Source organism: Pseudarthrobacter sp. rb, assembly GCF_056389225.1.
On the sequence record NZ_JBWJAR010000001.1, the window covers coordinates 15,744 to 38,938 of the forward strand.

Below are 23,195 nucleotides of genomic sequence, written 5' to 3' on the forward strand. Positions count from 1 at the left end.
GCTCGCCGTAAAATCCCCGCCGTTCGGCGCGCCAACAGTACGTTTGCTGATGATTTGCATGATGATTGCCCAAGGCAAGGGGCCTGGGCTCATCAAGGTCTTTCGCCTCTGGATCGATCAGACATCGACGTCATCGACAAGTAAAAGGAATCAACCATGGGCTTCCTGGACCGTGACCACTCCATCGCCCCGCCGGGCTTCAACCGCTGGCTGGTCCCGCCGGCGGCGCTCGCCGTTCACTTGTGCATCGGCCAGGCCTACGCCACCAGCGTGTACAAGACGGCGTTGGTCAAGCACTTCGGTGCCAGCCTCACCGAGGTGGGCGTGATCTTCTCCATCGCCATTGTCATGCTGGGCCTTTCCGCCGCGGTCATGGGCACCTGGGTGGACACCAACGGCCCGCGCAAGGCGATGTTCACGTCCGCGATGTTCTGGGCGGGCGGCTTCCTCATAGGCTCGGTGGGCATCTTCACCCGGCAGCTCTGGCTGGTCTACCTGGGCTACGGCGTGGTGGGCGGCATCGGACTGGGCATCGGCTACATCTCGCCGGTGTCCACGCTGATCAAGTGGTTCCCGGACCGGCCGGGCCTGGCCACCGGCATGGCGATCATGGGCTTCGGCGGCGGCGCACTGATCGCCAGCCCGGTATCCCAGGCCCTGCTCAAGGCGTACGATCCCAACTCCGGTACCCAGGGCTGGGTTGCCAGTGGTGACGCCGTGGGCAAGCTCTTCCTGACCCTCGCCGTCGTCTATCTCGCCTACATGCTGTTCGGCGCGTTTACCGTCCGGGTGCCCGCCGACGGGTGGCGGCCGGCCGGGTTCGACCCCTCCAAGGTCAAGGCGGCCAAGCTGGTGACCACGGAGAATGTCTCTGCCAAGAACGCCATCAAGACGCGCCAGTTCTGGCTGGTGTGGGTGGCGCTGTTCTGCAACGTCACGGCCGGCATCGGCATCCTGGAGCAGGCGGCGCCCATGATCCAGGACTTCTTCCGGCAGTCCGACGGCAAGTCCCTGGTGAGCGCCGGCGTGGCCGCAGGCTTCGTTGGGCTGCTGTCCATCGGCAACATGTCCGGCCGGTTCGCCTGGTCCGCCACCTCCGACGTCACGGGCCGCAAGCGGATCTACATGGTGTACCTGGGCGTGGGTGCCGTGCTGTACACGGTGCTGGCGCTGGCCGGCTCCAGCGCCACGGCCCTCTACGTGGTGCTCGCCTTCGTCATCATCTCGTTCTATGGGGGCGGCTTTGCCACCGTCCCGGCCTACCTGCGCGACCTGTTCGGGACGTACCAGGTGGGCGCCATCCACGGCCGGCTGTTGACCGCGTGGTCCGCCGCCGGTGTGGCCGGGCCACTGATCGTCAACAGCATCCTGGACGCACAGGGCAAGCCCGGCCAGCTGAACGCGGTGTCCTACCAGCCGGCGCTGCTGACCATGGTGGCACTGCTGGTGATCGGCTTTGTGGCCAACCTGCTGGTCAAGCCTGTCGACGCCCGGTTCCACGAATCCCGCCCCGAGCGGCACGAATCCACCATGGAGGCCTGAAATGAGCAGCACCGCACACACTCACGGCGCACACGAGCCGGTCCGCAAGTCCACCGGCAGGCTGGTCCTGGCCTGGGTCCTGGTGGGGATCCCGCTGGCCTATGGCGTCTTCCAGACGCTGACCCAGGTGGCCGCACTGTTCGGTTGAGTTCCTGAGGTCTTGCTCCGAGTGTCACACTGGCCCGGTTTTGGCGGCCCAACCGCGGTGGTTGCCCGTTGTTTCCCGCGCCCTGCGCTGAAAACTGGGCCAGTCTGTGCGCGGGGCGTCACGCAAAGCAGGGTTTTGGCGGGAACGGACGACGGCGGTCCCCGGGGTTCCGGGGGTTCGCCACCGTTTCGTGAGCCTAAAGCGTGCCGTCCGTGACGCGGGTGCAGGCCGTCAGGCCGCGGCAGGCTTCATGAGCCGGCGCCGCAGGATGGTGGCCGTCACCCACGTGACCAGGCTGCAGGCCGCGGCGCCCCAGAGGATGTCCGTCACGGCCACCAGCGCGGTGAAGTCCTTCAGCACCGCGAACCCGGTCAGCGCCCAGGTGGCGTAGGTGAAGAACCCGAACAGGGCAGCGCCGGTGACGCGCTGCCGCAGCGTAGCCAGCGGGTCGTTGGGCCGGATGCCGTAGTGCACCATGCCCGCCACGAAGATGACATAGAACAGCACCGCGCCCAGCAGGTTGGCCTTGGGCGCCAGCAACCCGCCGATTTGGCTCTGGTACAGCGGGTTGGCCACCAGCAGGATCCATGCCACATCCAGTACGGCGAAAATCAGGGCGCTGACCACGTAGGCGGTCAGCCAGTTCTTGGTGCGGGGGCTCATGGCGGGCTCCTTGGCTCGGGCGCGGCTCGGGTGCGGTTCAGGAGTGGTTCGCAGCCACGGCCGGGTGTGGACTGCCCGGATCCGCATTCTTGCAGGAGTGGAGCCGGCAACCGTGCCGGTTCCACCCCATACAGGATGGCCGCCGCTCCGAACACTTAGTGGACAAGGCCACCATGGCTGAGTTGTTGTTGGATACAACCGTGCCCGGAGGGGCGCGGATGGGACCGGCCGTGCAGCAGCGCGCGGCGGACCAGGGGAAAGGAATCTGTCCGTGAACGAAAAGAGCCGCAAGGCCCTCATCAGCACCGTCATTGCCGTGGTGGTCGCGGTGCTCATTGCCCTCGCAGGCAGCCAGGGCGGGTCGAGGATCGGCGGGTTCCCGGTGTTTGCACTGGGCGTTGCCATCGCCTTCGTGATCCAGTGGCTGGTGTTCATTCCGTCCTACAAGGCGCAGACGGAGAAGTTCTACGACCTCACCGGCGCCCTGACCTACATCTCCATCACGGTGTTCCTGGTTCTGGCATCCCCCGGCGTGGATGCCCGCGGCATGCTGCTGGCGGCCATGGTGGTGCTGTGGGCCGCGCGGCTGGGGAGCTTCCTGTTCCTGCGGATCAGCAAGCATGGCAAGGACGACCGCTTTGACGAGCTCAAGCCGGACTTCTTCCGTTTCCTGAACACCTGGACCATCCAGGGCCTGTGGGTGGTGCTCACCGCGGCGCTCGCATGGGTGGCCATCACGTCGGACAAGAAGGTGGGGCTGGACGGGTTCTTCTGGGTTGGCCTGCTGGTGTGGCTTGTGGGCATCACCATCGAGACCGCGGCGGACCTGCAGAAGAACCGGTTCAAGGACGATCCCGCCAACAAGGGCCGCTTCATCAGCACCGGCCTGTGGTCCAAGTCCCGTCACCCCAACTACTTCGGCGAGATCACGCTGTGGGTGGGTGTTGCCATCATCGCCCTGCCCGTCCTGCAGGGCTGGCAGTGGGCGGCCTTGGTCTCCCCGGTGTTCGTGGCACTGCTGCTGACCAAGGGCAGCGGCGTGCCGCCCCTGGAGAAGAAGGCGGACAAGAAGTGGGGCGGCCAGGCGGACTACGAGGAGTACAAGAAGAACACGCCTGTGCTGGTGCCCAAGTTGAAGCAGGGCTCTCTCCAGCAGGATTGACGACGGCGGCATCCGGAACCGGGTGCCGCCGTCGCCCGTTGATCAGTTACGATTTAACCCATCAAGGGGAGTACTCCCGTCTGTGAGTGGCCCGTCAATACGGATGCAGCGAAGCATCCCGGGCCACCGGCTCCGGTTCCCACCGGGCGGAGGAGACCTTGGCGTACATGTCACCGCCTACCCTTTGGAGTACCCGCCATGCAGGTAACACCCCTCGTCTGGATCATCACCATTGCTGTGACAATCCTGTTCTTCGTTTATGAGTTCTTCGCCCACGTCCGCAAACCGCACGAACCGTCCATCGGTGAATCGGCGCGCTGGTCGGCCTTCTACATTGGACTCGCGCTCGTCTTCGGCGCCGGGATTGGGATGGTCTCCGGCTGGACGTACGGCGGCGAGTACTTCGCCGGCTACCTCACCGAAAAAGCCCTGTCCGTGGACAACCTGTTCGTCTTCCTCATCGTGATGACGGGGTTCGCCGTTCCCAAGAAGTACCAGCAGAAGGTGCTGATGGTGGGCATCATCATCGCCCTCATCCTCCGCGGCGGGTTCATCGCCATTGGCGCCACGCTGATCGAAAACTTCTCCTGGGTGTTCTACATCTTCGGTGCCCTGCTGCTGGTCCTCGCTTACCGGCAGGCGTTCGGCGGCCATGACGCCAACCCGGCCGACGGGAAATTCATGACGCTGGTCCGCCGCGTCCTGCCGGTCACCCCGGACTACCACCGGGACAAGCTCACCGTGAAACTGGACGGCAAGCGTTTCGTGACCCCGATGATGCTCACCATTATCGCCATCGGCTTCGTGGACCTGATCTTCGCCGTCGACTCGATCCCCGCGATCTACGGCCTGACCAGCGAGGCGTACATCGTCTTCACCGCCAACGCCTTCGCCCTCATGGGACTGCGGCAGCTGTTCTTCCTCATCGGGGGACTGCTGGAACGCCTCGTGTACCTCGCCCAGGGCCTGGCCGTCATCCTCGCCTTCATCGGCGTGAAGCTGGTCTTCCACGCCCTGCACGTCAACGAGCTCCCCTTCATCAACGGGGGCCAGCCGCTCCTGTGGGTTCCGGAAATCCCCATCTGGCTCTCCCTGCTGTTCATCGGCGCCACGATCCTGGTGGCCACGGTGGCCAGCCTGCTCAAGACCCGCGGCGGCCATGCAGTCCATGGTGATGTTGACGCCCGCGAAGGTGAGGACTCGGATACGCCGGCCCGGGCCCCGCGCTAGCAGCCGGCTGGCTCCCTGCGCAGGACGTACGACGGCGGCACTCCAGGTGGGTGTCGCCGTCGCCCGGGTGACCGGCACCCGAGCCGGTAGCGGAGGAATCGGGTGGCGGAGGGCAGGGGTTTTCAATCGTCCCTTAAAGGGGCTTGTCCAGTGAGATGGTTTCCATGTGCTCGGGGACGCGGACCCTCCATCCGAGCTGGCGTTTGATTCTGGCCCGGAGGGCATCAGAGGCATCCGGCTCTCCGTGGGTGATGTAGGTCATTGCCGGCGCCTGGGGCGCGGCCTTCATCCACTGGATCAGTTCGTCGGAGTCGGCATGCGCGGACAGCCCTTCCATCTGGATGACCTCCGCCTCGATATTGACGTCCTGGCCGTAGATCCGGAGGTGTTTTTCGCCTGCGGCGAGGGAGGCGCCCCGGGTTCCTCCTGCCTGGTATCCGCTGAGAATGATGGCGTTGCGCCTGTCAGGTCCATAGGCAGTGAGGTGGTGCAGAATCCTGCCGCCAGTGAGCATGCCGCTTGCGGAGATGATGATCATGGGCCCGCCGCGGAGATTAAGCAATTTGGACTCATCAGGGCTGCGGACGGGCTTCGCCACCTTGTACATGGCCTCGAATTCGTGTGGCTTGAGCCTGTGTTCTTCGCGGTGGCGCTGGTACATGTCGGATGCATCGATGGCCATCGGGCTGTTGAGGTAGACCGGGACGGAGGGGATTGCCTGTTTCGCCAGGAGGCGCGAGATGTGCAGCAGCACTGTTTCGGCCCGGCCTACAGCGAACGCTGCGATCAGGATGACTCCATGCCGCTTGGCCACCCTTGTAATGATTTCCCCGAGTTCAGTCTCAGGATCTCCTGCCGGGTGTGCCCGGTTCCCGTAGGTGGATTCCGTGACCAGCACGTCCACGGGCTCAAGGCCCCGCGGCGGGTACATCAGCGGGTCACGGGCGCGGCCAAGGTCTCCGGTGAAGTGGATGGTGCGTCCGGCGAGTCTGAGATGCACCTGTGCGGCGCCGAGGATGTGTCCGGCGGGAAGGAATGATGCTTCGATTCCTCCGGGCAGGGGGAACGGGCGGTCAAAGTCCCGGGTTTTGAAGTTGTTGAGTGAACGGACGGCATCTTCGGCGGTGTAGAGGGGTTTGGGGGGATGGTGGGTTGATGATGCCCTGTGATCTGCGTAGCGGGCTTCCTCTTCCTGAAGGTAGCCGCTGTCGGGAAGCAGCAAAGTACACAGTTCTGCGGTACCAGGCGTCGCATAGACGGGGCCGTGGAAACCGTCCCGCACCAAGGCAGGGATATACCCGCTGTGGTCCAAATGGGCATGGGTGAGGACAACTGCATCGATGTCGGCCGGTGTGACATGGAACGGTATGCGGTTACGGTCGCGGAGGAGCTTATAGCCCTGGAAGAGCCCGCAATCGACCAGGACCTGGTGTCCTTGGGAACGGACCAGGTACCGGGAACCCGTCACGGTGTCCGTTGCGCCGAGAAACTGCAGCATCGGGGGATGCTGTTCTCCCATGACTGCTCCTTGTTATTGCACTGTGGCGGTGGAGGAAAAAATTCCCACGCCAGCCACGCGTGATGGGAAGCTTCTTCGGTTCCGTGGCCTGCACTTCGTCGGGAAGCGGCGCGCGGACTTCCAGGACCCCGTTGGAAGGCGTTCTTGAGGTGCCGGCGTCAGTCCAGTTAATACCCACGAACGTTGGGCTGTTAGGGACAAAAGGCCCTCCTGCCGGGGGCCGTCGCTCGCGGATGGCCGCAGGTGTTTGTCCCGATGATTAGGGGATTTCGCCCCTGCCGGCAGGCGGGCAACGCGCTGTACTTTGTGAGCGGGAGGGACGCCGGAAGGTAAGCATGCGGCCCGTCCCACCGTCTGCCCCAGGACCCTGGATGGAACTTCACCATCCAGGGGGCAGTGAAAGGAAGGCACATGGCTGGCACCGGTTCGTTCTTGATAATTGTCGGTTTGGACGGTTCCGAACATTCCCGGGCGGCACTGACCTGGGCGTTGGACGAGGCACACCGGCGCAACGGGCAGCTCCGCCTGGTCACGGCCTGGAACAAGCCGGCGATGGCATGGTATCCGGCTGTCCTGGAAACAGCGGCGGGTGAGATTGCCACCGAAGAGTCTCCGGAGCACATCGCCCGGACCCTCCAAGAAGACGCGCTAAAGTCCGCCGAAAATGCAGGCGTACCAGCTGCAGGGCGGCTGGTAGACACGCATTCACCTGCGTCGGCAATTCTCGATGCGGCCAGTGACGCGGACCTTATCGTCATAGGTTCCCGGGGACACGGAGGATTTCCCGGGTTGCAGCTGGGTTCCGTCTCTGCCCAGGTGGTCAACCACGCCCAATGTCCTGTCCTGGTGGTTCACTCCAAGGCATGATTCCAGCACTGCCCCCTGTTGGAGAAGCGGGTCCCGTCCTACACTTAAAGCGCCTGCAGGTAACCATCAGATGACGCCGGGTTGTTCAGGACATGAGAATGTCCGAGCCTTCTCTTAGCGAGATCGCGAAGGTACCTGCAGGTTCTGCGTCTGAAGACTGCGGTGCTGGTGGGGCCGTCCCTTTGCTGTCACCGTGCGCCGTATGTGGATGCCCCGGATCGTTCCCAGACGCAGCGTTCGCGCAGGAGTCGGGAAGGATTGCCCGAGTTCCGCTGGAACCGTCAATCCGGGAGATTCCCCGACGCTAAGCTCTTGCGTGGCGTCAGCGGTAATGGGGGCTGACGCACCAAACTTTTCATGCACACAACCTGGGGAATCTGCATGTCCAGCCACGCGTCCTTGCCCGACACCACGCCTGCCTCCGGAACCCGCTGGACGGCCGCCGTCGTCCTTTCCGCGCTGTTGGCCCTCTTCGGCGCAAACCTGCCGGCGGTTGCCGCCGACACAGGCACCGAGCCGTCAGCAACAGTCCAGGCCGCGGACCTGCTCGAGACCCTGCCGGTCAAGGGCCGGGCACCCAAGACCGGGTACGAGCGCTCGCTGTTCGGGGCAACGTGGGCGGACGTGGACCAGAACGGCTGTGACACCCGGAACGACATCCTCAACCGGGACCTGACGGAGATCACGTACGTCACCGGCGTCCCGTGCACGGTCAAGACGGGCGTACTTGCGGACCCTTACACGGGCACTGTCATCAACTTCGTCCGCGGGACCACCACCAGCAATGCCGTGCAGATCGACCATGTGGTGGCACTCAGCGACGCGTGGCAGAAGGGTGCCCAGCAGCTGACCTCGGAGCAGCGGACGGCCTTCGCCAACGACCCGCTGAATCTCCAGGCGACGGACGGGCCCACGAACCAGCAAAAGGGCGACGGCGACGCCGCAACCTGGCTGCCTCCGGCCAAGGGGTTCCGGTGTGAGTACGTCGCCCGGCAGGTCTCTGTGAAAGCGCGGTACAGCCTGTGGGTGACGCAGGCGGAGCACGACGCCATCGCCGGGATCCTAGCTACCTGCCCCGGGCAGCAGGCACCGGCCACCGTAGCGGCCGCCTCCAGCGCCACGGTCGTCTACTACGCGAACTGCTCCGAGGCGGTGGCTGCCGGGGCTGCCCCGCTGTATGCCGGCACCGCCGGGTACCGTTCCGGACTGGACGGCGACGGCGACGGAGTAGCCTGCGAGGGGTAGCTCCCGCTATACCGCGTGAGGCCCTGTCCGGGGCGGCGCGTCCTTGTTCAGCGCCAGGCCTGCGATGATCGCGCCGGCCAGGAGGAGTATGAACGGCGTTTGGAGAATTGAACCCAGAAGTGCGAACCCCGAGTCCGCAATAGGTCTTGACGCCGCAATGAGGCAGGCAATGTCCATTGCCAGGGCCACCCCGTAGCCGGTGACGAAAATGACCATCACCGCGGGCGGCCGGTAACCCTTGGTGAAGGCCCGCACTGCCGAGTCGTAGGCCACGAATTTCAGGCCGATGAAGATGGGTGTGAAGGTCAGCAGGTCCACGATATGCACATTGTCCGGGAATCTGCGCAGCGGCACGTTCGCGGCGCCTTGGTAGACGCCCTCGGAAAAGAACCACCGGGTGCCCAGGTGGATCCCGATCAACAGGGCCGACAGCAGCCCGTACCGCAGCCATGTTCCGCGCCGTGTCATCCCCATCGCCCAGTATGGCTGTGCGTGCCATATGGGTTTCAAGGCAGTTGCGGCAAACTTGAGGTGCCGGCGGGGGTGCAGGCCTTTCATGATCTTCCCCGGACGGCCTGCAGATGGCAGATTGTTCCTTGGCACGGGGATAACCGGGGACGAAAAGACACGCCAAGGGGCAGCCATGGCTCACGCCGAGAACCAGATCACCATCAGCCGTTCGCCCGCCGAGGTTTACATGTTCCTGGCCGACGGGTTGAACAACACGGCGTGGCGTGCAGGCGTTCAGTCCATCTCGCTGAAGAGCGGTACTGCCGGAATGCCCGGCGCGGTGTACAGGCAGACGCTGAGCGGACCGGGCGGCCGGGCCATCGACGGCGACTACGAGATCATCGCCGCCGAACCCGGCAGGCTCCTCGGCTTCCAGGTGGTGGCCGGTCCTGCCCGCCCGTCCGGCGCCTACCACCTCGCGCCATCCGATGGCGGGACAACGGTCCGCTTCACCCTGGACCTGCAACCCAAGGGACTGATGAAACTCGTCGGGCCGATGGTCCAGCGCACCATGGACCAGGAGGTCGCCCAGCTGGCAAAGCTCAAAACAGTCCTCGAGGCACGGTAGGCACGGGCGGGTTTCGCCGGCGGGCCCAAGCCGCGCGCGACTAACACCGGCAGGGATGGACTCCCGCGTCATGAATCACGACGGCGGCACGCGGCAGGGTGCCGTCGGCATGCGGTTCGTGCGGCAGACTTAGGGGTGCTCCCCAACGAAAGCAGGACCCCGTGATCACTCTCCAGCAGGATGCCGACGGCTTCGTCCGCATGAACCGCCACTACCCGGCCAGTGTCCGGATCCGGATTGCCTTCAACGACGGCAGCAGCGGCGAGTTTTCGGGCCGGACCCTCAACAACGCCTACGACGCCGCGCTTGCCGATTTCCGCGCCCAGAACGGTCTCGACGCGAAGGGCTTTAACCGGACCCCGGCAGGCCGGACCAACTCAGGCAACAAACTGGATTTTGTTCCCGTGCATCCGGGCATGGGGGAGTAGCCGGAGCCGCATTACGGAAGCGGCAAGCCTGAGGGTGGTCACACGGCAAGCCCATTGGCGTGCCGGTGCGCAACCTTCCACTTGCCGTCCTCGCGCCGGTAAACCTGCGTGGCCCGGAGCGTGAGGCCTGCGGGTTCGCCGTCCCGTCGGAACGAGATGCGTTCGATGCCGGCGGTAGGCCATGTCCCCGATGACGTCGCATGCCTGCAACTCGAACTCCCATGAGGTGCAGTCGGAAACGCTGTCCTCCAGGTACCTGACGGTAAGTCCTCGCGGTCACTCATGGCGTCAAGGTACGCGCGCCGTGCGGGCCCGACAAGGGGGAAAGCGCCGGTGCAGTAACCCGTGGTTACGCCTGCTCGGCGCTGTCCTGGTGGGCCGCCACCACGAAGTGTTCCACCCGCCGGTCCGGAACCAGCCAGATCAGCGCGACGATGGTGAAGACCGCGACTCCCAACAGCGGCTGGACCAGGGTGAGGGCAATGCCGGTGAGGTAGATCAGCGGAGAAGCCTTGCCCTTCCAGTCTTTCCCCACGGCCTGGGCAAGCGCCCCATCTTTGCCCTGCACTGCGATCAGCCGCCGCTCCAGGATGAAGTAGGCGATCGCGGCGCACAGCAGGTTGACGCCGTACAGCAGCACGGGGACCTGCAGGAAACCGGACTCGTCCATCCACCGGGTGGTGAACGGGAACAGGGACAGCCAGAACAGCAGGTGGAGGTTGGCCCAGAGGATGCCGCCGCTCACCCGGCTGGCGAGGTGGATCATGTGGTGGTGGTTGTTCCAGTAGATCCCCACGTACACGAAGCTCAGGAGGTAGGTGAAGATCGTGGGCAGGATGGCGGCGACGCCTGCCCACGTGGGTTCCTCGGGCGTGTGCAGCTCCAGCACCATGATGGTGATGATGATGGCCAGTACGCCGTCGCTGAAAGCCTCGAGCCGATTTTTGTTCACCCGAACATCATGCACGCAAACTCATGTGGCCAGGGTGTCAAACCACTGCCGGCCTCCCGGCGCCGCCGTCTGCGCTGGCCAGCCGGCTACCGGCGAGCCGCTTGAGATTCGAGAACTGGCGGGTCTGCATGACCCAGTGCGACGGTTCCAGGATGGCTGCGCTCATGATGGGTTGAAGCCATGTGGGCCGCAGGGCCCAGTAGCCGCTGACCACCAGCCGGGTTCGCCCCTCGGGCAGGCTGCGCACGTCGAATCCCCAGAGGGAGTCGGTGTAAAAACGCGGCCGTGTCCCCGCCGGATCGAAGGGACGCCCCCGCAGATCGAGGGACATGCGGAGACCCAAAAACCGCCCCGGTTCAAGGGCCGCGACCTCCCACCACTCGCTGCCATCCGGCTTGGCGGCCAAATGCTGGCCGAGGGCGATGTCCTGCCACTCGGGATGGATGCTTTCAGCGCTGCGCCGCCCAAAGTTGTCGAGACGGTCCCAGCTGTACCAGCCTGCGCGGTCTGTGCCCATCTGCACCAGCCAAGGCCATACGCGGGATGGGGGTGCATCGATGGTCACGGCCATGGTCGCGCTTCGGGAGCTGTCCGGAATCAGGTCTGCGCCCGGGTATGGCTCCTGGACTTCGTCGGGGGTAGCACCCCAGCGGAGCAGGCGGGGCCGCACAATGGACAGGTAAGCAGCTGCGCAACAGGCCCCCGCACCCCCTGCCACTATTGCGCCCCTGCCTGTGCGGTGTGTCATCGCGCCCTCCCGTCATGCCCAGGATTCAGGTCGTCCAGGGAAGGCGCCCCGGAGCCAGCGGCGGCACCGGCGGTGGCCTCGATGGTGACCGTCCCCGCGTCGCCGTCCACGCTCACCTTCTGTCCACCAGCCAGCCGCTGCGTCGCCACCCCGGTGCCCAGGACGGCCGGGATGCCGTACTCGCGGGCCACGATGGAGCTGTGGCTCAGCGGCCCGCCCACATCGGTGACCACTGCGGAGGCCATCGCGAACAACGGCGTCCAGGCCGGAGTGGTCATGCGTGCCACCAGCACCTCGCCGGGCTGCATCAGGCCGAAGTCCTCCGGACCCCGCAGCACCCGGGCAGGTGCAGTTACCCGGCCGGAACTCGCACCCGCGCCCTTGATCACGTTGCCGGACTGGTGCTGCGGTCCCGCCGGCATCATCGAGCCGAAGGCCTTCTCCATCCACGCTTTTTGCGGCAGCATCTGCGGGGCGTCAGCCTTCGCCTGGCCGCGCCACAGCATCCGGCGTTCCTCGACGGCGGCGGCACGGACCGGCCGCGACGCACCGGCCAGGGAAACATTGGCCTCCACGTCCGCGAGCCCAAACTCCACCGCACTCTGAAGTTCCTGGAAGCGCAGCCAGAATACGTCGTCGGGTGCGGCGATGACACGTGACAGCACCAGCCGCCGGCCGAGTTCCCGCAGTATCCGACGCAGCAGCGGCCAGGCGAGTCCGACGTCGGCCAGGGCGTCCTCACGCACCGGCGCCGTCTCCTGCGCCCACTTCAGCAGCCGGAGAAAGAGCGCCCGGCGCCGCGGGCCCAGGCGCGAAGCCACCTCCCGGGTCAGTGCCTCCCGGCGCTCGGTCAGCAGCCGCTGCCGTTCATGCGGGTCGGTGCCCTGCCCGCGGAGGTAGAACTTCACCGTTTCCAGCTGCGCGGACGGGTTGTCGGCCGGCACCGCGGTGGCGAAGTCCAGGTTGTAGACCGCGTGCCCGTAGAGGTCCAGATGTTCCTGGAAGGTGAACCGCCATTCTTGCCACAAAACGTCCTCCACGCCCTCCGGCGCGGAACCTGTCCGCAGGCACTCGGCGAGTTCCGGCGTCGGCCGTTCCAGCAACGCCTTCACCAGCGAAGGATCGCTGCGCGCCCAGCCCGCGAGGTCGTACAGGGACTTTTCCGCCCGGATGGGCTCGCTGTCAAAGCCCAGCAGGAACTCCTGGGCAGGGGGATCGCCGTCCCGCCGGACGGCCTTGTAGACGGCGCGGAAGGAGAGTTCGCTCATGTCGGCCATCGGAATGATGGACTGCACGGCCGTGTAGTACACGGTTCCGGCGTCCAGGAGGGCCTGCACGCCCGCGAGCAGCTGCTCTCCGGAAAGTTCTGTTGGTGGTTTCGCCGACCAGTCCTTGATGATGCGTTCGTAGCGCGGATGCGAGTAGTCGCGCCAGCCCGCGACGCCCATATGCGCCTTGCCGCCGAACAGTGCCCCCATGGCCGGCACCGTCCTGCCCGTCATCCGCAGCATGGCCCAGGTGCGGTAGTAGTAGTAGGCGTAGCCGTTGACGGTGGGGAAGCGGACGTCGCCCTCGCGGAGGGAGCCCGGCCCCAGCGCCTGGTTCATCAGGGCGGACAGCGAGTGGGTCACTGAGCCGTCGACGAGGTCGGCGAAGAGCGGGGTGAGCGGCTCCGGCATTTGCTCCACGATGCTCGCCCGGAAGTAGAGGCCCTTGGGGTAGGGGACATGCCATTCCGTAGGGACGTCCGCCGCGGGTTCGGGCAGCGCGGTGATGGGCCGGGACTGGAGCAGGAAGAACCTCCCGTCCGCCCTGGCCCACTCGATGTCCTGCGGGGCTCCGAAGTGGTCAGCAATCCGCTGGCCCTGTGCGGCGAGCTCGGCCGCCGCGGCATCGTCCAGGACCGGCGCACGACGGCGGTCTTCCGCGACTTTTTCCTCGACCGTTCCGTTGTCCGAGGATACGGTCATGAGTTCCTTGTCGGCTGTCTGCCGCGTGAGGACTTTGCCCGTGTGGGTGTCCACGGTCAGGTCGTCGGTGGTGACCTGCCCGCTGACCACGGCCTCGCCCAGGCCCCAGGCCGCGCTGATCACCGTCTGATCGCGGCGGCCGTTCGAGGGGTTGGCCGTGAACATCACCCCGGCTGCCTCGGCCTCCACCATCTGCTGGATGACGACGGCGAGACGCACCTGGCCGGGCAGCACGCCTTCGCGGGCACGGTAGGCCATGGCGCGCGCCGTCCAGAGGGAGGCCCAGCAGTTAATGACGGCCTTGGCCAGGGCGTCCAGGCCGCGGATGTTGAGGTAGCTTTCCTGCTGCCCGGCGAAGCTGGCGGAGGCGAGGTCCTCGGCGGTGGCGGAGGAGCGGACCGACACGGCGGTGTCCCCGCCGCCGAGGCGCTCATAGGCGGACTCGAGTTCGGCTTGGATGGCGGCAGGCATGGTGCCTTTGTGGAACAGGGTCCGGATCAGCGCGGACGCATGCTCGTACTCCTGCGGCGACGCATCAGGAGGCAGTGCGGCCAACTCCTGGATGGCCGCATCGAGGTTGTTTTCGGCGGTGAAATCCGCGTACGCGGCGGTGGTGAGGATCACCCCCGGCGGGACCGGCAGCCCGGCCTGGATGAGGCCGCCGAGGCCCACGGCCTTGCCGCCCGCCCCGGCGATGTCGCTCCGGTCCACGTCGCCCAGGTCCATGACGTAGGTCATGACGGTGCTCCCTTACTGTCCATCGCCGTCGGCCGTTTCCAAAGCACTGCCGCCAGGACCGCAACCCAGAGCAGGAACGCCCCGATGCTGATGCGCTCGCCGACGCCCAAGACGAGGTTCGGTCCCGGGGCTGCCATAAACGCGACCATACCCATGAGCGCTGACATTGCGAGCGAGACGATCGAGTAGGCGCGCATCCCGCCGTGGAATCCTGCCGCGACAAAGCACATGGCGGCGACCATGAGGCCGAGCTGCACGTTGGTGGCCACGATGTGCGCCGGGATGGACGTGTCGTCGCTGAGGCGCAGCGGGAAAAGGGCGCCCATGATGTTCCAGAGCCCGTAGGCGGTAAGCAGACCGGCGCCGATGCGCAGGGCCCTGTGCCCGCGGACCGAGGTCCAGACGCCCAGTCCGAACGCGGTGAACAGGACCGTGTAGAGCCAGGTGAGCGGGGCCACGACCTGGTAGCCGGGGGAGCCGACGGCCAACAGTTCGCTCACCATCTGTTCGGTGCGCCGGTAGCCGGCCCATTGGGACGCCGCAATGCCGTCGGTGAACACCACGTAGAGCAGTGATGACAGCGGCCCGGCCGCGAGGAGGGCGATGCGCAGGGTTTCCTTGCCGCGGCTTTCGAACGGCACAGCCGGTCTTTGTCCGGGGAGTCGTCCTCCTGCAATTGACATCTTGGAATGTCCTCAGAGCCCGCACTCCAGCAACCGGTAGGCGCAGGGCACGCGGGCGGAAGCCTGGACGCCTACCTGTTCCAGCGTCTGCCCAGCGCGGATGCATGCCTAGGGCCGAACGGCCTTGGGGACTGCGGTAGGGCAGGAACGCTGACCCCTATTCCTGTTATTGGGTATCCGGGAATCTTGACTGCACCCAGCCCCGGGAATACGTTCCGCCTTATCGGCGCCGGTCCCGGCAAACCACGGAATGAGGCGCCGGCGGACAGGCCAGGAGGAAAGACCATGCCGAAGTATCTGTTTGAAGCAACGTACGTGGGCCAGGGCATCAAGGGGCTCATGCAGGAAGGCGGTACCGCGCGGCGTGACGCCCTGACGGAAGCCCTGAAGTCTGTGGGAGGCACGCTGGAAAGCTTCTACTACGCCTTTGGGTACTACGACGTCCTGGGCGTTTTTGAGATTCCGGACGATGCCAGCGCCGCAGCGCTGTCACTGCTGATCAATTCGTCGGGGACCGTCAACGTCCGGCTGAAGCCGCTCCTTACCGTGGAGGACCTCGACGCGGCCGCCAAGAAGACCCCGTCCTACCGGGCACCGGGACAGTAGGGGAGTGACGCGCCTGGGCCGGCGGGCCGCCGTCGGAAATTACGACGGCGGCCTCCTTCAGGTGGTAGCCACGACCAGGCGGCGGGGGAGATCGAATGCACCGCACCACCGGCGCCAGGTCGTGTTGGCTCAATTACTCGACGGGAAAGGACCGCCGTGTTGAACCGGCCGTTGATGCGTCCGCCAATGCTGGAGGACATGTTGTCCTGCGGATTATGAGCCGTGGCGGCACCAGAATGTGCTGGGATTCCTGGCGCCCTTCGATTCTCGAGAGGAGAAGTTCGGCGGCTTGGCGGCCCATCTGTACGCCGGACTGGTCAACCGTGGTCAGACCGATGGGCGGGAGCGAGGCGGCCGGCACATTGTCGTACCCGACCAGCGACATGTCCCCGGGAATGTCGATTCCGGAGTCGAATAAGCCGGTGAACGCTCCCAAGGCGGCCACATCTGCACCGCCGTGTACGGCGGTCGGGCGTTTGGCGAGCGGCCTCCGTGCCAATGAGCGTCCAGCTTCCAGGCCGCTCTCATATCCCCACCTGCCCGGCACGTGGTCAATCCATTCGTCAAGCCCGTGCTTCTTCATCGCGAGGTCGTACCCCTCTCGGCGGACGGTTTGGGGCATGCCGGGCTCGCTGGACGGCTGGGTGTTGGCGAGCATCGAGATCCGTTGGTGCCCCAACGAGACCAGATGGTCCACGATCAGCGCGCTCCCCGCGATGTCGTCGCTGGCCACCGTGTCGAAATGCGTTGCGGGTCCATGCCGTCCCAAAACCACGACCGGAATGCTGCGCCCTAGCTTCTCCAGTTCTTCGTTGGGGCCGAACGGCGCAATGAGCAGGAGCCCGTCCATCCGGCGGTCCACCATTGCGTCGATCAGCTTCTGCTGCGCATCAAGCCCGTGGCGGGCTTGCCCGATGAGCACCTGGTAGCCCAACTCTTCAGCTACATCCCGGACACCCTCCACAAGGACCGAAAAAAAGGTGTTGGAAAGGTCGACGAGGAATATGCCCAGGGTGTAGCTGTTGCCGCGCATTCCACGGGCAGCGGCCAGGGGCCGGTAGTTGAGGAGCGCCATGGATTCCTCGACTCTGCTCCGCATCGCCGGGCTCACCCCATATGCATTCCGCAGCACCTTGGAGACGGCCGCCCGGGAGACTCCGGCGTGAACGGCAACATCGCTGATGGTGGCCCGCTTCAGCTGTTCCATGGTGGCATTCCCCTCCGAGTTATGGGCTCTCCGGTAATTGTAGATTGATCTACGAAAAACTCTTGGCAACCGATGTGAAATGGCTTACAGTGGACAAACGTAGACCGATCTACACAATCACACGCGGGCTTATAGTTCGACAGCAGGACCCGCTTTTGAAACGTTCCACGAGCCGTCCGGGTCCGTGGCTCTACGAGGAGGTAAAGATGGCCGTAAGGAGCAAGCAGCGCTGGGCCGCTCTGGCTGGGGGAGTGACAGTGTTGGCGCTGGCCCTGACCGGTTGCAGCGGGGGAGGCAGCAGCGGCGGCGGGGAAAAGACCATCACTTGGCTGGTGGACAACGCCGAGAATACCGTGACAGCAGCTGAAAAGGTGGCTGAAGAATTCACTGCGGCGAACCCCGGCATCAAAGTCGACATCGAGACCCGTCCCCAGGGCGGCGACGGCGACAACATCGTGAAGACCCGGCTGTCCACGGGAGACATGGCCGACGTCTTCAACTACAACACCGGTTCACTGCTCCAGCAGATCAATCCGGAGCAGAACTTGCAGCCCATCACCAATGAGCCCTACCTGTCCAACGTGGCGGACTCCTTCAAGCCAGTGGTGACGTCCGGCGGCCAAGCTTATGGAGTGCCTTTCAGCACCGGCATGGCCGGAGCCTTCCTTTACAACAAGAAGGTTTACGAGAAGCTCGGACTGTCGGTGCCCAAGACGTGGAACGAGTTCATGGCCAACAGCCGGAAGATCAAAGACGCTGGCATCGCGCCGATAATCCAGTCCTACCAGACCACGTGGACGTCCCAGCTCTTCGTCCTGGGCGACTTCGCCAACGTGATGACAGCTGACCCGAACTTTGCCTCGGACTACACCGCCAACAAAGCCAAGTACGCAACGAACCCCGCGGCGGTCAAGGGATTCGAGCACCTGGAAGAGGCAGCGAAGGCGGGATTTTTCAACGATGACTTCGCATCCACCACCTATCAGCAGGCGCAGGACAAGCTGGTCAGTGGTGAAGGTGCCCAGTACCCAATCCTCAGCTTCGCGTTGAACAACATCAAGGTGACCCATCCCGACAAACTGAACGACCTGGGCCTGTTCCCGCTTCCGGGCGATGACGCTGCCAAGAACAAGCTGACGGTCTGGATGCCCGGCGGAACGTACATCCCGAAGTCCACAAAGAATCTCGAGGAAGCCAAGAAGTTCCAGGCCTTCATCGCCAGCAAGGCAGGATGCGATGCACAGACGGCAGCAGTCGGCGCGGCAGGACCGTACCTGGTGAAGGACTGCGAGCTGCCCTCGGACGTTGCCGCCGCGGTCAAGGACATGCTCCCGTTCTTCGAAGACCCGGCCAAGAACAGCCCGGCATTGGAATTCCTGTCCCCGGTCAAGGGCCCTGCCCTTGAGCAGATCACCGTCGAGGTCGGTTCGGGCATCCGTTCCGGCAAGGACGGTGCCGCCCTCTATGACGAGGACGTCAAGAAACAGGCCAAGCAGCTGAACCTGCCTGGTTGGAACTAAGCTCCCAAACCCACAAGCCGTCCGGGCCCCCGGGCCCGGACAGCCCTTGGAGAGATGTCATGACACTGAACACCGCACCAACGCCGTCGGCGGTACGCCACTTGGCGCCCGCTGCGCACACCAAGCGCCGCAAGGGCAGCTCGCCCTACCCCTACTGGTTCTACCTGCCTGCCGCGGTCATCTACACCGCCTTGTTCCTGGTCCCAACCTTTGCCTCGTTCTTCTTCAGCTTCACCCGCTGGAACCTCACTGAATTCACCTTCATTGGCCTGGACAACTTCGTCCAGTTCTTCCAGGAGCCGGCATTACTCAAAGGCCTCACCAACACCTTCATCTACGGCCTGGTGACGTCCTCGCTCAAAGTGGTCCTGGGCATGCTCCTGGCAGTGCTGCTGACATCCCGGATTATTGCCCGCGGATACCTTCGCTCGGTGATCTTTTTCCCGGTCCTGCTCAGCAGCATCGGGGTCGGTATCGTCTTCACAGTATTGATGGATCCACGCAACGGCATGATCAACGAAGCGCTGGCCACTATGGGCCTCAAAGGACCGGCCTGGCTCACTGATCCGGCGTGGGCGTTGCTTTCCGTCGCCCTGGTGGACGTTTGGAAGGGCGTCGGCCTGGCAACGGTCATCTACATTGCGGGCATCGTGTCCATCCCCCAGGAATACTTTGAAGCAGCCAAAATGGACGGCGCCACCTCCATCAAGAGCTTCTTCAACATCACCCTGCCCCTTGCCCGCCCGGCCACCGCAACGGTGATCATCCTCTCCCTGATCGGGGGTCTGCGCTCCTTCGACCTGATCTGGGCCATGACAAAGGGCGGCCCGGGTTTCACGTCCGACGTGATCGCCTCGGTCATCTACAAGCAATACCAGGCCGGTTTCTACGGCCTTTCCACAGCCGGCAACGTTGTGCTGTTCCTGATCGTGACGGCCATCATCCTGCCCCTGTCCATGTTTTTGAACCGCAAGGAGGTGGAACAGTGATCACCGCCGTCAGAAGGTACGCCGTTGGCATCCTGGCCATCGCAGTGACCGTCGTCGTCTTCATCGTTCCGCTGCTCTTCATGGTCCTGACGGCGGTCAAGGACCGCAAGGAGGCAGCGAAGCTGGAATTCACCTGGCCGACCAACTTCCAGTTTGTGGAGAACTTCACCCAAGTGCTCTCTGCCCGAAAATTCATGCTGGTGACAGCCTTCATCAACAGCACCATCCTCACGGTGGCCAGTGTGACCATCCTGGTGGTACTCGCGGCGATGGTCGCCTGGGTGTTGCAGCGCCGCAAGTCCCGCTGGAACGGCGTGGCGAACTTCCTGATCCTTTCCGGGCTGATCATTCCGCCCGCGATCGTCCCCACGATCTGGGTGCTTCAAAGCATCGGGCTGTTCAGAACCTTGCCAGGCCTGATCCTCATCGAGGTCGCCTTCGGCCTCTCCTTCTGCGTCATGCTCTTCAGGGCCTTCATCGCGTCCATCCCGAAGGAACTCGACGAAGCGGCCGTGATCGACGGATGCGGGCCCGTCCGCCTGTTCTTCCGGGTCATCTTCCCCTTGCTGCGTTCCGTGATCGTCACCGTCATCGTGGTGCAGTCCGTGGCCATCTTCAACGACTTTCAGCACCCGCTCTACTTCCTTCCCGGCGACGCGAACGCCACGGTGCAGCTGACGCTGTTCAACTTCCAGAGCCAGTTCACCACGAACTACAACCTGCTCTTCATGAACATCCTGCTCATCACCATCCCGCCGTTCGTCATGTATCTGTTCTTCAACCGCCAGATCGTTGCAGGCATGACGGCCGGCGCCGTCAAGGGCTGACCGACCACAAACTGTGCCGGCCGAAGCAGGCCGCATCCACCAAGGAGATTTCCCTATGCCCGCCACAGTGCATCCGGCAACGTTCGAACACCTGCCCCCTTCCCCTGGCGCCGGCACGCTCGGCATCGGCCTGGCAGCCCCCCGCATTTCATGGAAGACCACGGCAGAGCCGGGCTGGCGACAGGCCGCGTACCAGCTCTCCGTAACCACCCGCGGCCGGACCTGGACCAGCGGCCGGGTCGAGTCCGCCGAATCGGTGCTCGTGCCGTGGGAGGGTACGCCGCTGGATTCAGCGCAGTGCGCCGAGGTGAGCGTCCGGGTCTGGGGCGCCGCGGATGAGGCCGCCAGCGAATGGAGCCAGCCATCCGCCGTCGAGACCGGACTTCTGCACCCTGCAGACTGGACGGCTACGGCCATCACCCCGGCCTGGGACGAAGACCCCGCAGCAGTCCGGCGGCCACCGCTGCTCCGGCGCGCGTTCACCCTTGACCGGCCCGTGGCTTCCGCGCGCTTGTACGTGACGGCCCACGGACTCTACGAAGTGGAGATCAACGGAACGCGGGTCGGCGACGATGCCTTATCGCCAGGCTGGACCGTTTACGGCAAGCGGCTGCGCTACTACACCTACGATGTCACCGGCCACCTGTCCGCCGGCGACAACGCCATCGGGGCGCTTCTTGCCGACGGTTGGTACCGTGGCCGGATCGGCTTCCGGGGCGGCCACAGCAACCTCTACGGGGACAAGGTTGCGCTGCTGGCCCAGCTCCATGTCACCCACGACGACGGCTCCGTCACCGTAATTGGAACGGACGGGACTTGGACAGCGTCGTTCGGGCCGATCCTGCAGGCAAGCCTGTACAAGGGCGAGACGTACGACGCGCGGCAGCTGCCCGGCGGCTGGAGCACCGCGGCTTTTGACGGCTCAGGTTGGGCGCCGGTCACGGGCGTCGACCGCGATCCGCAAACGCTGGTGGCCCCCGAAGGACCGCCGGTCCGCTGCACCGGTGAGATACGCCCAGTCAGCGTATGGACGTCCCCGTCGGGCAAAACACTCATCGACTTCGGCCAAAACCTCGTCGGACGCCTCCGCATCACTGTTGCCGGTGATGCCGGTTCCACCGTCACGCTCCGCCATGCAGAGGTCCTGCAGGACGGCGAGCTGTGCACGCGACCCCTGCGGGGAGCGGACGCGACGGACAGGTACACCCTGGCCGGCGCCGGCGAGGAAACCTGGGAGCCCCGGTTCACTATCCACGGCTTCCGCTATGCGGAGATCAGTGGCTGGACCGGCGGGGACGTTGCGGCGAATGTGGTGGCGAGGGTCTACCACACAGACATGCAGCGGACCGGGTGGTTCGAATGCTCCAACCCAGACCTTAACCGCCTCCATGACAACGTGCTGTGGAGCATGAAGGGCAACTTCGTGGACATCCCCACCGACTGTCCGCAGCGTGATGAGCGCCTCGGCTGGACCGGAGACATTCAGGTCTTCGCCCCGACGGCCAGCTTCCTTTACGACTGCTCCGGCATGCTGTCCTCCTGGCTCAAGGATGTGGCGGCCGAGCAGCTCCCGGACGGCACCGTGCCCTGGTACGTTCCCGTCATCCCCGGTGGCAATTACTGGACTCCGATCCGTCCCGGAGCGGTGTGGGGAGACGTTGCAGTGCTGACTCCGTGGACGCTGTATGAGCGCTTCAACGATCCAGGAATCCTGGCTGCACAGTATGAGAGCGCAAAGGGCTGGGTTGACTTGTTGGACCGTCTCTCCGGTGACAGCCACCTCTGGAACGGCAGCTTCCAGCTCGGCGACTGGCTCGATCCGAGCGCCCCGCCAGAGGACCCGACCCAGGCCATGACGGACGCGCACCTGGTGGCCACCGCATATTTCGCGTGGTCGGCCCGGCACCTCGCCAAGGCCGCTGCCGTGCTTGGCAAGTCCGGCGACGAACTGCGCTACCTCACGTTGTCGCGGGCTGTTGCTGATGCCTTCGCTGGCGAGTACATCCACCCTGACGGGATCATGACCAGCGACGCCCAGACCGCGTACGCGCTCGCCATCGTCTTTGATCTGTTCCCGGATGCGGGTTCGAAGGCCCGCGCGGGCGGCCGGCTTGCTGAGCTTGTGCACCAAAACGGGAACCGCATCGGAACTGGCTTTGCGGGAACGCCGGTGGTCTCTGATGCGCTCACGCTGTCCGGTGAGATTGACGCCGCCTACGATCTCCTACTCGAAGAGGAGTGCCCCTCGTGGCTCTACGCCGTGGGCCAGGGAGGGACCACCATCTGGGAGCGCTGGGATTCCATGCTTCCGGACGGATCGATCAACCCCGGTGAAATGACGTCCTTCAACCATTACGCCTTAGGCGCAGTGGCTGATTGGATGCATCGGGTGGTGGCCGGTTTGGCCCCACTTGAACCCGGTTACCGCAGGATTCTGATCAAGCCGCAGCCGGGCGGTGGCCTCAGCTGGGTCTCGGCCCGGCATGAAACGCCGTACGGTCTGGCCGCGGTACAGTGGCGGATCGATGGCGGCGACATGTCCGTCGTCGTCGAAATTCCCACCGGTACCACCGGGTTAGTTATGCTCCCGGGGCAGGAACCGGCGGAAGTAGGCTCAGGACGGCACAGCTTTGAAGCGGCAAACGTACTTTCAAGCGCCGGCGGTCAAACACAAGCCTGACAGGTTAAGGCATACCGCCTGGCCGCCTCAGCAGCGGTAACAGAGTCTCCTTCCGGCTGGACCAGTTCAGCGGGACCGACGACCACTACGGGGCCCGGCCGGTTAGCGGTGGAAATCAGGCGCCGTGCGCTGGCCCGTCTTTGGCCGAATTACTGCGGACACTGCCTGGCGGCGAGAAGCGCGAGATCGTAGATCAGCTGCTGGACTTCGCGCTCGCGGCCGCTGACCCTTGGGACCGGCGTCTGGGAGGGCGCGGTTCCTTTGCGCGGTGGTGCCGGAACGGGGCGGTGCGCTGCGGAATTACTTGGGCTGCCGGGTCCCGCGTTGCGGGCTCCGTCAGTGATATTGCCTTGAAATGCGTCCGTCGTGAGCAAGATATTTCCCCCTGGTCGA

21 protein-coding genes are annotated in these 23,195 nt (G+C 64.8%); 13 read left to right on the forward strand and 8 right to left on the reverse strand.

Features of this window, described 5'->3' with window-relative positions; translation table 11 throughout:
• The first annotated feature begins 156 nt into the window (after nt 1–156).
• Nucleotides 157–1,542: an OFA family MFS transporter gene (locus ACWRN3_RS00095; RefSeq protein WP_476739518.1), complete on the forward strand. Its 1,386-nt coding sequence runs from the start codon at nt 157–159 to the stop codon at nt 1,540–1,542.
• Between the two features lies 1 nt (nt 1,543).
• Nucleotides 1,544–1,690, forward strand: coding sequence for an MFS transporter small subunit (locus tag ACWRN3_RS00100; RefSeq protein ID WP_255174672.1), 147 nt, complete (start codon nt 1,544–1,546; stop codon nt 1,688–1,690).
• A 231-nt stretch (nt 1,691–1,921) separates the two neighbouring features.
• On the opposite strand, the gene ACWRN3_RS00105 is transcribed toward ACWRN3_RS00100, so the two are convergent.
• Complete coding sequence (locus ACWRN3_RS00105; RefSeq protein WP_476739519.1) at nt 1,922–2,353, reverse strand: DUF2177 family protein; 432 nt, start codon at nt 2,351–2,353, stop codon at nt 1,922–1,924.
• Nucleotides 2,354–2,624: 271 nt separating this feature from the next.
• Here ACWRN3_RS00105 and ACWRN3_RS00110 point away from each other — a divergent pair, with 271 nt between their 5' ends.
• Together ACWRN3_RS00110 and ACWRN3_RS00115 are read left to right on the forward strand one after the other, a co-directional pair.
• Nucleotides 2,625–3,515 carry a DUF1295 domain-containing protein gene (locus ACWRN3_RS00110; RefSeq protein WP_476739520.1) on the forward strand — a complete coding sequence of 297 codons (891 nt, stop codon included), beginning with the start codon at nt 2,625–2,627 and terminating at the stop codon, nt 3,513–3,515.
• A 198-nt stretch (nt 3,516–3,713) separates the two neighbouring features.
• Entirely contained in the window at nt 3,714–4,745 is a 1,032-nt protein-coding gene (locus tag ACWRN3_RS00115; protein ID WP_255174675.1) for a TerC family protein, read from the forward strand.
• 133 nt (nt 4,746–4,878) lie between these two features.
• Here the strand turns inward: ACWRN3_RS00115 and ACWRN3_RS00120 are convergent, their stop codons facing one another.
• Nucleotides 4,879–6,264, reverse strand: coding sequence for an MBL fold metallo-hydrolase RNA specificity domain-containing protein (locus tag ACWRN3_RS00120; protein WP_476739521.1), 1,386 nt, complete (start codon nt 6,262–6,264; stop codon nt 4,879–4,881).
• Between the two features lie 411 nt (nt 6,265–6,675).
• Between ACWRN3_RS00120 and ACWRN3_RS00125 the strand changes: the two genes are divergently transcribed.
• The gene (locus tag ACWRN3_RS00125) at nt 6,676–7,131 is read left to right on the forward strand and encodes a universal stress protein (protein ID WP_476739522.1); all 456 of its coding nucleotides are present in this window, start codon (nt 6,676–6,678) and stop codon (nt 7,129–7,131) included.
• A 357-nt stretch (nt 7,132–7,488) separates the two neighbouring features.
• Entirely contained in the window at nt 7,489–8,376 is an 888-nt protein-coding gene (locus ACWRN3_RS00130) for a GmrSD restriction endonuclease domain-containing protein (RefSeq protein ID WP_476739523.1), read from the forward strand.
• 6 nt (nt 8,377–8,382) lie between these two features.
• On the opposite strand, the gene ACWRN3_RS00135 is transcribed toward ACWRN3_RS00130, so the two are convergent.
• Complete coding sequence (locus tag ACWRN3_RS00135; protein ID WP_476739524.1) at nt 8,383–8,844, reverse strand: hypothetical protein; 462 nt, start codon at nt 8,842–8,844, stop codon at nt 8,383–8,385.
• Between the two features lie 175 nt (nt 8,845–9,019).
• On the opposite strand from ACWRN3_RS00135, the gene ACWRN3_RS00140 reads away from it, so the two are divergent.
• Both ACWRN3_RS00140 and ACWRN3_RS00145 read left to right on the forward strand, forming a co-directional pair.
• Nucleotides 9,020–9,454, forward strand: coding sequence for an SRPBCC family protein (locus ACWRN3_RS00140; RefSeq protein ID WP_476739525.1), 435 nt, complete (start codon nt 9,020–9,022; stop codon nt 9,452–9,454).
• Nucleotides 9,455–9,615: 161 nt separating this feature from the next.
• Nucleotides 9,616–9,882: a hypothetical protein gene (locus tag ACWRN3_RS00145; protein WP_476739526.1), complete on the forward strand. Its 267-nt coding sequence runs from the start codon at nt 9,616–9,618 to the stop codon at nt 9,880–9,882.
• A 349-nt stretch (nt 9,883–10,231) separates the two neighbouring features.
• On the opposite strand, the gene ACWRN3_RS00150 is transcribed toward ACWRN3_RS00145, so the two are convergent.
• Genes ACWRN3_RS00150 through ACWRN3_RS00165 form a run of 4 tightly spaced genes read right to left on the reverse strand, consistent with a single transcriptional unit; the run spans nt 10,232 to nt 14,931 of the window.
• Complete coding sequence (locus ACWRN3_RS00150; RefSeq protein ID WP_255174683.1) at nt 10,232–10,834, reverse strand: TMEM175 family protein; 603 nt, start codon at nt 10,832–10,834, stop codon at nt 10,232–10,234.
• A gap of 37 nt (nt 10,835–10,871) precedes the next feature.
• Nucleotides 10,872–11,582 carry a hypothetical protein gene (locus tag ACWRN3_RS00155; protein ID WP_476739527.1) on the reverse strand — a complete coding sequence of 237 codons (711 nt, stop codon included), beginning with the start codon at nt 11,580–11,582 and terminating at the stop codon, nt 10,872–10,874.
• Nucleotides 11,579–14,290: a PEP/pyruvate-binding domain-containing protein gene (locus tag ACWRN3_RS00160; RefSeq protein WP_476739528.1), complete on the reverse strand. Its 2,712-nt coding sequence runs from the start codon at nt 14,288–14,290 to the stop codon at nt 11,579–11,581. The genes ACWRN3_RS00155 and ACWRN3_RS00160 overlap by 4 nt, the downstream gene beginning before the upstream one ends.
• Complete coding sequence (locus ACWRN3_RS00165; protein ID WP_476739529.1) at nt 14,287–14,931, reverse strand: DUF998 domain-containing protein; 645 nt, start codon at nt 14,929–14,931, stop codon at nt 14,287–14,289. Before ACWRN3_RS00165 ends, ACWRN3_RS00160 begins: the two co-directional genes overlap by 4 nt.
• A 327-nt stretch (nt 14,932–15,258) precedes the next feature.
• On the opposite strand from ACWRN3_RS00165, the gene ACWRN3_RS00170 reads away from it, so the two are divergent.
• Nucleotides 15,259–15,579: a GYD domain-containing protein gene (locus ACWRN3_RS00170; RefSeq protein WP_159632709.1), complete on the forward strand. Its 321-nt coding sequence runs from the start codon at nt 15,259–15,261 to the stop codon at nt 15,577–15,579.
• A 133-nt stretch (nt 15,580–15,712) separates the two neighbouring features.
• On the opposite strand, the gene ACWRN3_RS00175 is transcribed toward ACWRN3_RS00170, so the two are convergent.
• On the reverse strand, nt 15,713–16,786 hold the full coding sequence (locus tag ACWRN3_RS00175; RefSeq protein ID WP_476739530.1) for a LacI family DNA-binding transcriptional regulator: 1,074 nt from the start codon (nt 16,784–16,786) through the stop codon (nt 15,713–15,715).
• A gap of 206 nt (nt 16,787–16,992) precedes the next feature.
• Between ACWRN3_RS00175 and ACWRN3_RS00180 the strand changes: the two genes are divergently transcribed.
• Genes ACWRN3_RS00180 through ACWRN3_RS00195 form a run of 4 tightly spaced genes read left to right on the forward strand, consistent with a single transcriptional unit; the run spans nt 16,993 to nt 22,802 of the window.
• Nucleotides 16,993–18,306, forward strand: coding sequence for an ABC transporter substrate-binding protein (locus ACWRN3_RS00180; protein ID WP_476739531.1), 1,314 nt, complete (start codon nt 16,993–16,995; stop codon nt 18,304–18,306).
• A gap of 59 nt (nt 18,307–18,365) precedes the next feature.
• Nucleotides 18,366–19,295, forward strand: a complete 930-nt coding sequence (locus ACWRN3_RS00185) for a carbohydrate ABC transporter permease (RefSeq protein WP_476739532.1) — start codon at nt 18,366–18,368, stop codon at nt 19,293–19,295.
• Complete coding sequence (locus tag ACWRN3_RS00190; protein ID WP_476739533.1) at nt 19,292–20,122, forward strand: carbohydrate ABC transporter permease; 831 nt, start codon at nt 19,292–19,294, stop codon at nt 20,120–20,122. Before ACWRN3_RS00185 ends, ACWRN3_RS00190 begins: the two co-directional genes overlap by 4 nt.
• 55 nt (nt 20,123–20,177) lie before the next feature.
• Nucleotides 20,178–22,802, forward strand: coding sequence for a family 78 glycoside hydrolase catalytic domain (locus ACWRN3_RS00195; protein ID WP_476739534.1), 2,625 nt, complete (start codon nt 20,178–20,180; stop codon nt 22,800–22,802).
• The last annotated feature ends 393 nt before the right edge of the window (nt 22,803–23,195 follow it).